13 protein-coding genes are annotated in these 12737 nt (G+C 49.8%); 7 read left to right on the plus strand and 6 right to left on the minus strand.

Going from position 1 to position 12737, the window contains the following annotated elements; all coding sequences use genetic code 11:
- Nucleotides 1-46: 46 nt before the first annotated feature.
- Nucleotides 47-1357, minus strand: a complete 1311-nt coding sequence (locus tag HMPREF3047_RS10515) for a sulfate adenylyltransferase subunit 1 (RefSeq protein WP_070714104.1) — start codon at nt 1355-1357, stop codon at nt 47-49.
- 129 nt (nt 1358-1486) lie between these two features.
- Entirely contained in the window at nt 1487-2401 is a 915-nt protein-coding gene (gene yddG, locus HMPREF3047_RS10520) for an aromatic amino acid DMT transporter YddG (protein ID WP_070461936.1), read from the minus strand.
- Nucleotides 2402-2583: 182 nt separating this feature from the next.
- Between yddG and HMPREF3047_RS10525 the strand changes: the two genes are divergently transcribed.
- The 6 genes from HMPREF3047_RS10525 (at nt 2584) to HMPREF3047_RS10550 (ending at nt 7841) form a co-directional block, all read left to right on the plus strand.
- On the plus strand, nt 2584-2949 hold the full coding sequence (locus HMPREF3047_RS10525) for a MarR family winged helix-turn-helix transcriptional regulator (protein ID WP_070714107.1): 366 nt from the start codon (nt 2584-2586) through the stop codon (nt 2947-2949).
- 71 nt (nt 2950-3020) lie between these two features.
- On the plus strand, nt 3021-3890 hold the full coding sequence (locus HMPREF3047_RS10530; RefSeq protein ID WP_070714111.1) for an ABC transporter six-transmembrane domain-containing protein: 870 nt from the start codon (nt 3021-3023) through the stop codon (nt 3888-3890).
- A 27-nt stretch (nt 3891-3917) separates the two neighbouring features.
- Nucleotides 3918-4241 carry a DMT family transporter gene (locus HMPREF3047_RS10535; protein ID WP_004520006.1) on the plus strand — a complete coding sequence of 108 codons (324 nt, stop codon included), beginning with the start codon at nt 3918-3920 and terminating at the stop codon, nt 4239-4241.
- A gap of 190 nt (nt 4242-4431) precedes the next feature.
- Nucleotides 4432-6222 (plus strand): assimilatory sulfite reductase (NADPH) flavoprotein subunit, encoded by a 1791-nt coding sequence (locus tag HMPREF3047_RS10540; protein WP_070714115.1) that lies wholly within the window; start codon nt 4432-4434, stop codon nt 6220-6222.
- A gap of 449 nt (nt 6223-6671) precedes the next feature.
- Nucleotides 6672-7178, plus strand: a complete 507-nt coding sequence (locus HMPREF3047_RS10545; RefSeq protein ID WP_070714118.1) for a hypothetical protein — start codon at nt 6672-6674, stop codon at nt 7176-7178.
- A gap of 90 nt (nt 7179-7268) precedes the next feature.
- Complete coding sequence (locus HMPREF3047_RS10550; RefSeq protein WP_070714121.1) at nt 7269-7841, plus strand: hypothetical protein; 573 nt, start codon at nt 7269-7271, stop codon at nt 7839-7841.
- A 137-nt stretch (nt 7842-7978) separates the two neighbouring features.
- Here the strand turns inward: HMPREF3047_RS10550 and cysI are convergent, their stop codons facing one another.
- On the minus strand, nt 7979-9736 hold the full coding sequence (cysI, locus tag HMPREF3047_RS10555; RefSeq protein WP_070714124.1) for an assimilatory sulfite reductase (NADPH) hemoprotein subunit: 1758 nt from the start codon (nt 9734-9736) through the stop codon (nt 7979-7981).
- Nucleotides 9737-10032: 296 nt separating this feature from the next.
- Here cysI and HMPREF3047_RS10560 point away from each other — a divergent pair, with 296 nt between their 5' ends.
- Nucleotides 10033-10659, plus strand: a complete 627-nt coding sequence (locus HMPREF3047_RS10560; protein WP_070714125.1) for a hypothetical protein — start codon at nt 10033-10035, stop codon at nt 10657-10659.
- A 202-nt stretch (nt 10660-10861) separates the two neighbouring features.
- On the opposite strand, the gene HMPREF3047_RS10565 is transcribed toward HMPREF3047_RS10560, so the two are convergent.
- The 3 genes from HMPREF3047_RS10565 to HMPREF3047_RS10575 all read right to left on the minus strand — a co-directional run bounded on the left by HMPREF3047_RS10565 (nt 10862) and on the right by HMPREF3047_RS10575 (nt 12735).
- Nucleotides 10862-11395 carry an inorganic diphosphatase gene (locus HMPREF3047_RS10565; protein ID WP_003678634.1) on the minus strand — a complete coding sequence of 178 codons (534 nt, stop codon included), beginning with the start codon at nt 11393-11395 and terminating at the stop codon, nt 10862-10864.
- Between the two features lie 84 nt (nt 11396-11479).
- Nucleotides 11480-11944 (minus strand): dihydroneopterin triphosphate diphosphatase, encoded by a 465-nt coding sequence (gene nudB, locus HMPREF3047_RS10570; protein WP_070714128.1) that lies wholly within the window; start codon nt 11942-11944, stop codon nt 11480-11482.
- A gap of 137 nt (nt 11945-12081) precedes the next feature.
- Nucleotides 12082-12735 (minus strand): metallophosphoesterase, encoded by a 654-nt coding sequence (locus HMPREF3047_RS10575; protein WP_070714130.1) that lies wholly within the window; start codon nt 12733-12735, stop codon nt 12082-12084.
- Between the last annotated feature and the right edge of the window lie 2 nt (nt 12736-12737).

The raw sequence follows: 12737 nt of genomic DNA on the forward strand, positions 1-12737 counted from the left end.
GGCCGTCTGAAACTTCAGACGGCCTTTTTTTATTTCAACTTTTCTTTTAAATTTCAAAACTGTTTGTTTCGCTGACTTTGCGTATCATGCCTGCCGCGACAGTATGGTTGGTGGCTTCGTCAATCAAAATAAACGCGCCTTGTGCATGGTTGTCTTCGTATGCGGCAGCAGCGAGCGGCTGCTGGGTTTTGAAGCTGACGCTGCCGATGTCGTTGAGCTTGAGCGTTTCGGCGGATTCGACCCGGCTGAGGGTGTTCACGTCCCAAACGTAGGCAATTTCGCTGATTTTTACCGGCGTGGTTTGGGTAGTGTGCTTCAGCAAATATTTACGGCGCAGATTGAGCGGAATATCGTCAAACCAGCAAAGCGCGGCTTGAAATTGTTGTTCGGGAACAATGCCACTGTCGGCTGAAACAATACTGTTGCCGCGTGAAATATCGATGTCTGTATCCAAAACGACAGTCAACACTTCCCCTGCCTCGGCAGATTCGGTTTTACCGTTGGCATTATAGATTTCGGCAACTTTGGCAACATGGCCGCTGGGCAAAACTTTAACTTCATCACCCACTTTCAGACGGCCTGCTTCCAATCTGCCTTGATAGCCGCGGAAGTCGTCGCTGCTGCTGCCGTCTTGGCGCGCCACGCGTTGTACGGGAAAGTGCGCGGCTTGGTCGGCGGCATTTTGACGGTTGACAGGCAGGCTTTCAAGCAAAGGCAAAAGCGGCAAACCTTGATACCACGGGGTTTGGCTGCTGGCATTGACGATATTGTCGCCTTTCAAGGCGCTGATGGGCAGGAAGTGGATTTGTGCTTGGAGGCCGATTTGTTCCGCCAGTTTGCGGTAGGCTTCGGTAATGGCTTGATATTTGGCTTCGTCAAAGTCGAGCAGGTCGAGTTTGTTGACGGCGACGATGATATTGGGGCAGCCCAAGAGCTTCAAAATCGCGCTGTGGCGTTTGGTCTGCGGCAGGAGGACGGGCTCGCTGCCGGAAAAATCGACGCGCGTGGCATCGACCAAAATAATGGCGGCATCGGCAGTTGATGCGCCGGTAACCATATTGCGCGTGTATTGCTCGTGTCCCGGCGTGTCGGCAATAATGAATTTGCGTTTGGGCGTGGCGAAATAACGATAGGCCACGTCAATGGTAATGCCTTGTTCGCGCTCGGCGGCAAGGCCGTCTGTCAAACTGGCAAAATCAGGCGTTTCGCCGTTTTCGGCAGCACGGTTAAGCTTGTCAATCTGGTCGGTCAGTAAGGTTTTGCTGTCGTAGAGCAGGCGGCCGATGAGGGTGGATTTGCCGTCATCGACACTGCCGGCGGTAATGAAGCGCAAAAGCGGAGCGGAAGCTGCGGTCATGATTCTTTTCCATTTCTCGTGATTTCTCAAACTGACTGCTACTTTAAACAGGCCGTCTGAAAATGGGAAAGAATGTTTGGTTGTTAAAAAAGCTGTTTTCGTTATATCGCGAAGCTATGGGATATTGCCTCACGCCATCTGTTTTCTCCGGGTCGCCAACCAACACACAATCGACCCTAAGCACACCATTCCCGCACCCTGCCAAAACGTCATGGACAAAGGCGCGCTGATCAAAAACGAGGACACTACCGCAGACAATACCGGAATGAAATAAGATGCACCCGCCAATACGGTCAGGTTGCCACGCGAAATACCGATATTCCACACTGCATAGCCCAAGCCCATACAAGACGCGGCGGCAACGGCATAGCCGAGCGATACAGAATCAAAACTCAACGTATCCGCGCCGCTGAGAAAATACTCTATCCACAACAGTATAGACACCAGCGCAAAGAAGAAGCCGACGCTGCTGCCTTCCGCTTTCACGCGCGCCGTCAGCGTACAATATGCCGCCCAAAACACTGCGTCCGCAAATGCCATGATGTAGCCGCCGGGATTGGTGCGGACATTGTGGTAAATACCGGAAACCGACAAACCGACATCGCCGCCCAATACAGTGGCAATCCCTAAAAACGACAGCACAAAGCCGATGACTATCCACCATTTTGACGGCTGTTTGTTGAAATATACCGCCCCGACGATGGTAAACGTCGGCCACAAATAATTGACCATGCCGATTTCCACCGCCTGTCTCGCGTTTTGCGCAAAACCGACCGACAGCGACAAACACAGTTCGCAGCCGACAAAAAACACGCTCGCCCAAAACAGATAGCTGCGGTTGTAATTACGCAAATGCGGCCGGCCGAAAATCAGCCAAATCAATACGGTAGACAGGGTGTACATCATTGCTGCGCCGCCCACTGCCCCCATATGCAGGCTCAAAGAGCGTATCAGAGAAATGACAAAGCTCCACAAAGCAACGGCAAGCAGCCCGATGGCAGTGGCTTGTTTGGAGGAGATGTTTTGAGATAAGAAATGAATCATGGCGTATGTGTTGAAAATGGTTTTATTAGGTTTATCGTAGTTTGAAAATATCGTTTCTACATTAATTATTTTAACGGTTTCAAGGCCGTCTGAAAATGATTGTTTCAGACGGCCTTCTATTTGCAATTAGTCCTAAAAATGACTATAATCCGCATCCAATTAGTCAATATTGAGACCAATTTATGAATCAGCTCGATCAACTCGGTATGCGCATCAGCCATATAGACAGTGCATTTGACCAATGGATTAAACAGCAAAACACCAACTACAATACCTTCGCCGTTCTCTACACCTTAGCCACCGAAGGCAGCCGCACTCAAAAATACATAGGCGAAGAATGGAGCCTGCCCAAGCAAACCGTTTCCAGCACATGCAAAACGCTGGCGGAACAAGGCTTGCTGACATTTCACGAAAGTGAACAAGACAAACGCGAACGTTTATTGTCGCTGACCGAGCAAGGCAAAGAATCCGCTGCACCATTGGTGCAAAACATGCAGGAATTCAGCAAACGAATTTTTACCGCCTTCGGTGAAAAACGTGCAGCCTGACTGTTTGCCGATTTGGACGCATTGGCCGAATTAATGGCGCAAACCCTCAATACTAAATAGGGAGGGCAACCATGTGGAAAATGTTGAAACACATCGGTCAAACACATCGCCGCAAACTCATCACAACCTTCTCTCTCGTCGGCTTGGATAATCTGCTCTTGCTGGTATATCCCGTGTTTGGCGGCGGGGCGATTAATGCCGTTATGGAAGGCAACGTCTGGCAGGCAATGTTGTATGGTGTGGTGGTTTTATTAATGTGGATAATCGGCGCCGCCCGAAGAATAGCTGATACGCGCACATTTACCAAAATCTATACTGAAATAGCCGTCCCGGTCGTTTTGGAACAGCGCAAACGAGAAGTACCGCATTCCGCCATTACCGCACGCGTCGCCCTATCGCGTGAGTTCGTCAGTTTTTTTGAAGAACACCTGCCCATCGCTGCTACTTCGCTGGTCTCCATCTTCGGTGCATGTATGATGTTGCTGATATTGGAATTTTGGGTGGGCGTATTGGCTGTCGCGATACTTGCCCTGTTTTTATGGTTGCTGCAGCGTTTTGCCGCCATCAGCGAAAACCTATATTTCCGTTTGAACAACCGGCTTGAACGCGACAACCACCTTATCCGCGACGGCAACGAGCATCAGCTCTACCGCCACTACGGCTGGGTTGCCAAACTACGCGTGCTGATTTCCAATCGCGAAGCCTTAGGCTATCTCAGTATCGGCATGGCGATGAGCGTATTGTTCGGCTTTGCCTTTATACACATGACGCTTAAAGGCTACGGAAGCGCCGGCCATATCTATTCCGTCAGCACTTATTTATGGATGTTTGCAATGAGCTTGGACGATGTACCGCGCTTGGTCGAACAATACTCCAATCTAAAAGACATCGGACAACGCGTTGAACTCTCGGAAGAAAACAATCTTTCCAAGGCCGTCTGAAACCTTAACACACTATCAGGACATATTATGAGTTGGTTTTATTTAATCTTAGCTGGTATGCTGGAAATCGGCTGGCCATTGGGCTTAAAGCTGGCACAACAGGAAGGCTACCGCTGGCATGGCTTTGCCGCCGCGCTTGCCTGCATCGTCGGCAGCGGATACTTCCTTTACCTTGCCCAAAAAAGTATTCCGATGGGTACAGCCTACGCCGTCTGGACAGGCATAGGCGCGGCAGGGGCTTTTTTGGTAGGCGTTGTATTTTTCAACGATGCCGCCAACTTCGGCCGCTGGCTCGGCGCATTTCTCATCATCTCCGGCGTCGTAGTGATGAAACTCTCCAGCGGAAACTGAAAATCTCGTTTCTATCCAATCCAAGGCCGTCTGAATGAGCATGTTCAGACGGCCTAATACCTTCCCGAATATAACGAAATCATCTTAAATTAAAACCAAGCATTCTTTCCTTTTTTCAGACGGCCTGTTTAAAGTGGCGACTGTCCATTATTCAAACAATCGGTTATAGCCGTCCAACAAAGGAATCCAAATGAGCCAAGCCAATCCGCTTCCACCCGAACTCTCCGTCCAACTCTCCACACTATCCCCCACCCAACTTGCCTGGCTCTCCGGCTATTGCTGGGCGCAAAGCCAAGGCGTATCCGGTGTAGTAGCCGAACCATCTGCCCTGCAAACAGCCGCTCCGACAGTCAGCCGCCGCGTATTAGTTCTCTCTGCTTCCCAAACCGGCAATGCCCGCAGCGTTGCCGAATCCCTACACGCCAAACTTCAAGCCGCCGGCGTAGAAGCCCGCCTCAGCAGCGCAGGCGATTTCAAAAGCAAAACCCTGCCCGACGAAGACATCGTGCTTTTAGTTACCTCCACCCAAGGCGAAGGCGAACCACCCGAAGAAGCCCTACCCCTGTACAAATTCATCTACGGCAAAAAGAAACCCGACCTCAGCAAACTGACCTTTGCCGTCTTGGGTCTTGGCGATTCCTCCTATCCCAACTTCTGCCAAGCAGGCAAAGACTTTGATGCCAAATTTGCCGAACTGGGCGCAGGCCGTCTGAACGACTTGGGCATTTGCGACTTAGAATTCCAAGCCGATGCCGACGCATGGATTGCCGCCATCGTACCCAAAGTAGCCGAATTGACTGCCCAAGCAGCAAGCCCAAGTACAACCGCTGCATCAAACGACCCAGCCATACCAAGTAGCGGCACCGTCTACACCAAAGAAAAACCCTACACAGCCACCCTCTCCGTGCGCCAAAAAATCACCTCGCGCGATGCAGAAAAAGACGTCGAACACATCGAAATCGACCTCAGCGGCTCAGGTTTGCATTATCAGGCAGGCGACGCGCTCGGCGTATGGCCGCTGAATGCCGCCGACCTCGTTCAAGAAATCCTCGACCTCAACCAACTGACTGGCAACGAAACCGTCCAACTTTCAGACGGCCGCGAAACCGACATCCGCACAGCCCTGACTGAATCCGCAGACATTACCCAAAACACACCCGCCTTCGTCCAACAATACGCCGAATTAACAAACAACGAAGAACTCAAAACCATAGCCGCAGATAAAGCCCAACTGGACGCCTACCTTGCCGCCACTCCGCCCGTCGGCGTATTCGCAGCCCATCTACACCCACTGGACGCACAAACCCTATACAGCCTCTTCCGCCCACAAACCCCACGTCTCTATTCCATCGCCTCCGCACAAGACGAAGTCGGCGAAGAAGTCCACCTCACCATCAGCGTCATCCGTTTCGACCACCACGACCACACCTACACCGGCGCAGCATCCGGCTACTTGGGCGAACGCCTCGAAGAAGGCAGCAAAGTCCACGTCTTTGTCGAACCCAACCCCAACTTCCGCCTGCCACAAAACGGCGATACCCCCATCATCATGATCGGCGCAGGCACAGGCGTCGCCCCCTTCCGCTCCTTTATGCAACAACGCGCCGCCAATGGCGACAGCGGCAAAAACTGGCTCTTCTTCGGCAACCAACGCTTGGCCGACGACTTCCTCTACCAACTCGAATGGAGCGAATGGCGCAAAGACGGCCTCCTCACCCGCGCCGACCTTGCATGGAGCCGACAAGGCGAACACAAAGTCTACGTCCAACACAAAATCGCCGAACGCGCCGCCGAAGTTTGGAACTGGCTGCAACAAGGCGCACACCTCTACGTCTGCGGCGACGCCGCACGCATGGCACGCGATGTCGAAAACGCCCTGATCGAAGTCATCGAAACCCAAGGCAAACTCAGCCGTGACGAAGCCGAAGACTACCTCAACGACCTGCGCGAAGACAAACGCTACCAACGCGACGTTTATTGATTGGATAAACAAAAATAAAGGCCGTCTGAAAGCTGAATTTCAGACGGCCTTTTTAAAGAGCCAGCTCGGATTGTTATCAATTTACCCGGTTTTGCATTATAATTGTGCAAATTTGACTCACTCGAAAGAAAATAAATTGGAAGGATTACAACAACTTGTAGATTTATTGGTGGGTTTTGTCGATTGGATATTGAAATTACTGGCATTCTTGTTTTAAACTACGTTCCATTCTTTTATACATTAAAGACGTATTTTCATCATGCAAACCGCGCAACGCTCTGCTACTTTCTTCTATTGGTACCACACAAACGTGCGGTACTTTTTTGCGCTTGTCTAAAACAGACCAAATTGAAAATACGCAAATTAGAGCCGCCTCATTTGAGCGGCTTTTTTTATACCCACCATGGCCGCTTAAATCCACCCATTTTTAAGAAATAAGGAATACAGCCATGACTGCCTCAACTAAAATCCACAGCCAAACCAAAATGTTACACACCTGCCACATGGTCGTTGACAGCAACAGCCACCACAGCATGCTCAACATGCACACTTTGCCTGATTCGCCTGACAGCCTCATCAGCGAAGCCCTAATTCCGCAAGTGCGCACCATCGCGACTTTGATTGCCGCAGAGCGCCACGACTTCAATCAAAGCAGCCCCAGCGTCTTTACTGATGAAGCGGATTTCTTCGCAGCGCGTATTTTGGTTTTGGGCGTACGCCGTTTCCATTTGGATATTACCCTGCTGCCCATGCTCAAAACCGCCAACAAACGCGCCGAAGCTTTCGCCAAACGCCATCACATGCCCTTCTCTCCCGCTGAAATGCAAATGTCCCTGCACACCCGCCGCCCTGCCAACCTACTGATTATCGAAACCGAACACGAAATGCCTGCATTGGGCAACCTGGCTGCCAACAGCCGTGCATTTGCAGCGCAACTTTCCAATATTATTTTGTAAAACTACTTGAAAAACAGGGAAATGGTTTAATATTAGGCAAACACACTCCGCCGAAATCTCGGCAAAGACAAACTTCTCTCAGGAAAAACAATGAAAAAACTGATTGCCTTAGCCGCCCTTTCCACTTTCGCCCTTGCTGCCTGCAAAGACAATACCCAAGCGCAACTTGAGCAGCAGCAAAAACAAATCGAAGCATTGCAACAACAGTTGGCACAACAAAACGGCCAACAAGAAGACAATACGGTTTACCAGCTCACGCCAGAAGCCGTGAAAGACACCATTCCTGCCGAGGCACAAGCCAACGGCAACAACGGCCAACCGGTAACCGGTACAGACGGCCAACAATACATCTACGACCAATCCACCGGCAGCTGGCTGCTGCAAAGTTTGGTGGGCGCGGCAGCCGGTGCATTTATCGGCAACGCATTGGCCAATAAATTCACACAGGCGCGCAATCAAAACAGTCCGATTGCCCGTCAAGCCCGTGCCAACTATTATCAAAGCACACGTCCAAACGGACGCACCAGCCAACAGCTGAATACACGCACCCTGCGTGCCCAGCAACAAAACGCCCAGCAGCAACAACGATACCGCGAAACTACGCGTCAGCCTTCCAACTACCGCCGCCCCAGCATGGGCCGAGGCTTTGGCCGCCGCCGCTGATCCGATTTATATCCTATCTTTCATATAAACATCCCTGATATAAAAGGCCGTCTGAAAACCAGTTATCCTGATTTTTCAGACGGCCTTTAGTCCTTCTCTATTTTCTTATTGCAGACTTGTGGGTCTGTCTGTATGCGTTATGCCCAGAAATCGCGAGGTGCGTCCAATACGGGTTTGACGATACCGGTGCGGACAGCAAAATCGCCGAAGCCTTCATCATCGAGTCGGTTTTGCGCCCAATCGGCCACCCAGCCTTCGACAATTTCAAGGATTTCAGGTTCGGTAATATTTTCTTTAAACAGGCGCGGGATGCGGGTGCCTTCGCGGTTGCCGCCTGCGTAAAGGTTGTAGCGGCCGACGGCTTTGCCGACCAAGCCGATTTCCGCCAGCATGGCGCGGCCGCAACCATTCGGACAACCGGTTACGCGCAAAACGATGTATTCGTCTTCCAAGCCGTATTTGGCGAACATTTCGTCGATTTTATCGGAGAATGTCGGCAGGAAGCGTTCGGCCTCCGCCATTGCCAGCGGGCAAGTCGGCAAGGCAACGCAGGCCATGGAGTTTTCACGCTGGATGGTAATCGATTTGCTGATAAGGCCATGATCTTTGGCGATTTTATCAATCGTGTCTTTCAATTCGGGCGGTACATTGGCAACCACCAGATTTTGGTTGGCAGTCAGACGGAAGTCGCCGGGATGGATTTTGGCAATTTCGCGGATACCTGTTTTCAACGGTCTGCCGGGATAATCGAGCAGGCGGCCATTTTCAATAAACAAAGTCAAATGCCAGTTGCCTTCATGCCCTTGTACCCAGCCGATATGGTCGCCGCGATGGGTAAATTCGTAAGGGCGGATGGGTTCAAACTTAATGCCCATGCGCCTTTCTACTTCTTCTTTGAACACATCAACGCCGACGCGTTGCAGCGTATAGCGTGTACGGGCAGCTTTGCGGTCGCTGCGGTTACCCCAGTCGCGCTGGGTGCTGACGACAGCTTCGGCAGCGTTAAGGGTGTATTCGAGCGGAACGAAACCAAATTCGTAAGAAGTGTTCGGATAAGTTTTGGTATTACCGTGTTCGCTGGATAAACCGCCTCCGACCAATACATTGAAACCCACCAACTTGCCGTTTTCTGCAATCGCCACAAAACCCAAGTCATTGGAATGAATGTCCACATCGTTATCGGGCGGGATCACGACGGCAGTTTTAAATTTGCGCGGTAAATAGGTTTTACCCAAAATCGGCTCTACGTCGTCGGCAATTTCTTTATTTCGCGGCTCGGTCGGCTCGGTTGTAAACACTTTTTCGCCGTCCAACCAGACATCGGCATATGCCATGGTACGCGGCAAAAGGTGCATACTGATGCGCGCCGCCCATTCATAGGCTTCTTGGTGCAAAGTGCTTTGCACCGGATTGCTGGTACACAACACATTACGGTTGACATCGCTGGCTGTGGCAATGGAATCCAAACCAAGTTTGTGCAATGCCTGATGTGCCTGTTTTAAATCGGTTTTCAAAATGCCGTGGTATTGGAAGGTTTGGCGGTTAGTCAGGCGGATGGAGCCGTAAATCGTATTTTCACCGGCAAATTTGTCGATCCCCAGCCACTGCTTCGGCGTAATGATGCCGCCGGGCAAACGGCAACGCAACATCATGTTTTTTAAAGGCTCAAGTTTTTGTTCGGTACGCTCGGCACGAATATCGCGGTTATCCTGTTCGTACATGCCGTGGAAGCGGATAAGCTGAAAATTGTCGGCGGTAAAGCCACCGGTAAAGTCATCTTTCAACTCCTCCTTAATCGTACCGTGTAGATAATCGCTGCGCTCTTTCAAGGCCTCGTTGCCAGACAAAGGTGTCTCAGGCAGCTTGGCTCGTGGGTCGGTTGTGGTAGCAGTCATTGAAGCACTCCTTATTTTTGGTATAGGCGTTACTTTAATGAGGCCGTCTGAAAATGAGAAAGAATGGTTTGTTTGTTTTAAAGACGATTTTGTTATATCGGTAAAATGCCGCACTTACCTATAACTAATTTGAATTTACTATATTTATGTTCTGACTGATGAGCGTTGACAGATTAGAAATAAATTGAACAGATGACTTACATCATTAGCCTGCATCAAGCCCGATTCTAATTAAATCCACTATAATCCATTATTTTCCACGGGCTTAAACCGTAAAAATACAGCAAGCAAACTTTATGTCTCACTCCCTTATACGCACCTTCGCTCAAACCTTTAGTTTTCCCTATACAGAAACGTTGCAAGAACTGCCCCCACTGGAAGACAACCGTCATCTGCATTTGGGTGCATTAGCAGATTTCTACCGCCATATGGACGATACATGGCATTCCGACAATCCACTTGCCGATTATTGGCTGGAGATGGAGACTCTGTTTTTACATTGGGTAACTTATCCCAAGTTGCCCAACAGTTGGCACGATTGGGCCTTCAGCTGGGATAGGAAGACCAAGCAATATCTGCCTACACAAGGCTGGCGTGAAGAATGGGCGATATTTGGCATAATGTTCGACGATTCAATTCTTTTTGCCGATACTGCCGCCCCCGACAGTCCTGTTTATTGGCTGATAACAGGTTACGGTACGATAGAAAACCGCCGCCTTATCGCACCTTCCATAGCAATACTAATGCAAACCTTATTGGCAATTTATGATTTTGAGTGCGAATGGCGGAAAGCAGGCGGAGAGTTTTACGATGAAGAAAGCTGTGACATACCTTCAGCATTATATTCTGCTCTGCATGATTTACTACAACGGGAACTGCCACCGGAATGCGCGGCAGGATTTGAAAAAGCGTTTTTGGGGTGATGCTGTAATTGCAATCTAGAAAACCTATTCTCTGGCCGTCTGAAATTTCGGCTTTAGGGAACAATTATTTAAAATAATATGATTGATTCGTTTGAAATATCAGTTTGAAAATGCTTGAAGGATTGATAGGCTGCTGAGATATAAAAAGGCCGTCTGAAAATTTGATTTTCAGACGGCCTTGATATTGGATGGGACAAACCGATTAGGCTTGTTTGTTCCAACGTTCGATGGATTCTTTGATGACTTGTTTCGCTTCTTCTACATCGCCCCAAGATTCAACTTTAGTGGTACCTGCTTTTTTCAGGTCTTTATAGTGGTTGAAGTGGAACTCGATTTGTTTGATCAGTTGTTGCGGCAAATCGGCCAAAGTTTTGTAGGCGTTGCCGTTGTTGCGGTCGTCGGCTGGAACGCAGACGATTTTGTCGTCCACTTCGCCGTCGTCAACGAATTTCATCACGCCGATAACGCGTGCTTCCAGGAAAATACCGGTTGCCAAAGGCTGCTCGGTAACCAGCAATACGTCCAATTCGTCGCCGTCTTCGTCCAAAGTTTGCGGAATGAAGCCGTAGTTGGTCGGTTTGGCGAAAATTGCCGGTTCAACGCGGTCGAGTTGGAAGGCGGCCAGTTTGCGGTTCCACTCGATTTTGTGGTTGCTGCCTGCTGGGATCTCGTTGACAACGTTGATGATGCCGCCATCCACATCGCCCGGGGTCAGGATTTTGTTGAAGTCTGCCATGATGGTTTCCTTTGATTTTAAAGAGAGTCAAACGGCGAAAGTATAGCAAACCCAAGGCCGTCTGAAAATGTGAAACTGTCGTATTCAGACAGCCTTTTTGGCATTCAGCCTTTTGACCAACTCTAAAATTGCGCGTTTATTGGAAGGCGAAAACACTTTTTCCGCCGCCTCTTCCGCACCAAACCAACCGTAGGCAACGTGTTCGTCCGGTTGCAGGACGATAGGCGTATCGCGCGAAATTTGGGCGGAGAAGATGTGTTCGCGGTTCTCAAAAACGCCTTTGGGATAGCGATGGCGCCAGTGATGATAGATTTCATAAACGGTGCTGTCATGCCAGTTTTCCAACTGTCCGTCTGCCAGACGGATACCGGTTTCTTCCCACACTTCGCGCCATGCGGTTTCTTCGATACGCTCGCCTTCTTCCAAGCTGCCGGTAACCGACTGCCAAAAACCTTGCGGCGCCGTGCGTTCAATTAGCAGGATATTGCCGTCTTCATCATGCAAAACGACCAAAGCGGAAACGGGATACTTCAAAGGCTTACCGCTCATGACTTGTCCTTGCCGGATTGATTGGGGAGGCTGATTTTTTGTAGTAAGTAAGCCAAAAGGTTTTCCATGTATCACTCAAAAATGGGAAATTGATATTCAGACGGCCTTTGTCGGAAATCCGCAAAGGCCGTCTGAAATTATACCTGATTTAACTGCGCCAGTTTCCGAGACACCAGCTCAGCCGCTTCTTCCGGCGAGTTGGCTTTCAACCCTGCTTCGCCAAAATACGAAATTTTAGGCAAATCGCACAAAAACTTATCGACGTCTTCTGCCGTCAAAAAACGGCCGTGCAAATCAAATCCGACATTTAAAGCACGCCCTTTGATTTCCGCCACCCTGTCATGCAAATGGCCGTACAAGTGATACCAACCCTGATAGCAGCCGTCCCATTCCTGAATCGGATAGTGAAAGAGAACCAGCATATTCTTAATTTCCGGCAATTTGAGTTTCAAATACGGCCGTATGGACGACAGCAGCGGATGACCGTCATGCTTGGTTTGGCTGCGGAAAAAATCGGCATGCTGCCGAATCACATGATCATGATTGCCGTAAATCAAGTGATGTTGCCCGTTTAACCGCGACAAAACGCGCTCTATCTGCTTATAGTCTTGGGCAAAGGAAAAATCGCCCAAGTTGTACACCGTATCTTCAGGCGTAACGGTTTCATTCCATATCCGGATTAAAAATTCATCCATCTGCTCCACGTTATCGAACGGTCGAAATTGCGGACAGAATTTGGCGATGTTTTTATGCGAAAAATGTAGGTCTGATGTGAAGTAGGTTTTGCTCATAC

Source organism: Neisseria sp. HMSC075C10 (assembly GCF_001815615.1).
In the GTDB taxonomy this organism is placed as follows: domain Bacteria; phylum Pseudomonadota; class Gammaproteobacteria; order Burkholderiales; family Neisseriaceae; genus Neisseria; species Neisseria subflava_A.

What these genes read in the sequence shown, in the direction of transcription:
- HMPREF3047_RS10515 (WP_070714104.1), bottom strand. Translation starts at nt 1,357, where the DNA reads ATGACCGCAGCTTCCGCTCCGCTTTTGCGCTTCATTACCGCCGGCAGT.
- yddG (WP_070461936.1), bottom strand. Translation starts at nt 2,401, where the DNA reads ATGATTCATTTCTTATCTCAAAACATCTCCTCCAAACAAGCCACTGCC.
- HMPREF3047_RS10525 (WP_070714107.1), top strand. Translation starts at nt 2,584, where the DNA reads ATGAATCAGCTCGATCAACTCGGTATGCGCATCAGCCATATAGACAGT.
- HMPREF3047_RS10530 (WP_070714111.1), top strand. Translation starts at nt 3,021, where the DNA reads ATGTGGAAAATGTTGAAACACATCGGTCAAACACATCGCCGCAAACTC.
- HMPREF3047_RS10535 (WP_004520006.1), top strand. Translation starts at nt 3,918, where the DNA reads ATGAGTTGGTTTTATTTAATCTTAGCTGGTATGCTGGAAATCGGCTGG.
- HMPREF3047_RS10540 (WP_070714115.1), top strand. Translation starts at nt 4,432, where the DNA reads ATGAGCCAAGCCAATCCGCTTCCACCCGAACTCTCCGTCCAACTCTCC.
- HMPREF3047_RS10545 (WP_070714118.1), top strand. Translation starts at nt 6,672, where the DNA reads ATGACTGCCTCAACTAAAATCCACAGCCAAACCAAAATGTTACACACC.
- HMPREF3047_RS10550 (WP_070714121.1), top strand. Translation starts at nt 7,269, where the DNA reads ATGAAAAAACTGATTGCCTTAGCCGCCCTTTCCACTTTCGCCCTTGCT.
- cysI (WP_070714124.1), bottom strand. Translation starts at nt 9,736, where the DNA reads ATGACTGCTACCACAACCGACCCACGAGCCAAGCTGCCTGAGACACCT.
- HMPREF3047_RS10560 (WP_070714125.1), top strand. Translation starts at nt 10,033, where the DNA reads ATGTCTCACTCCCTTATACGCACCTTCGCTCAAACCTTTAGTTTTCCC.
- HMPREF3047_RS10565 (WP_003678634.1), bottom strand. Translation starts at nt 11,395, where the DNA reads ATGGCAGACTTCAACAAAATCCTGACCCCGGGCGATGTGGATGGCGGC.
- nudB (WP_070714128.1), bottom strand. Translation starts at nt 11,944, where the DNA reads ATGAGCGGTAAGCCTTTGAAGTATCCCGTTTCCGCTTTGGTCGTTTTG.
- HMPREF3047_RS10575 (WP_070714130.1), bottom strand. Translation starts at nt 12,735, where the DNA reads ATGAGCAAAACCTACTTCACATCAGACCTACATTTTTCGCATAAAAAC.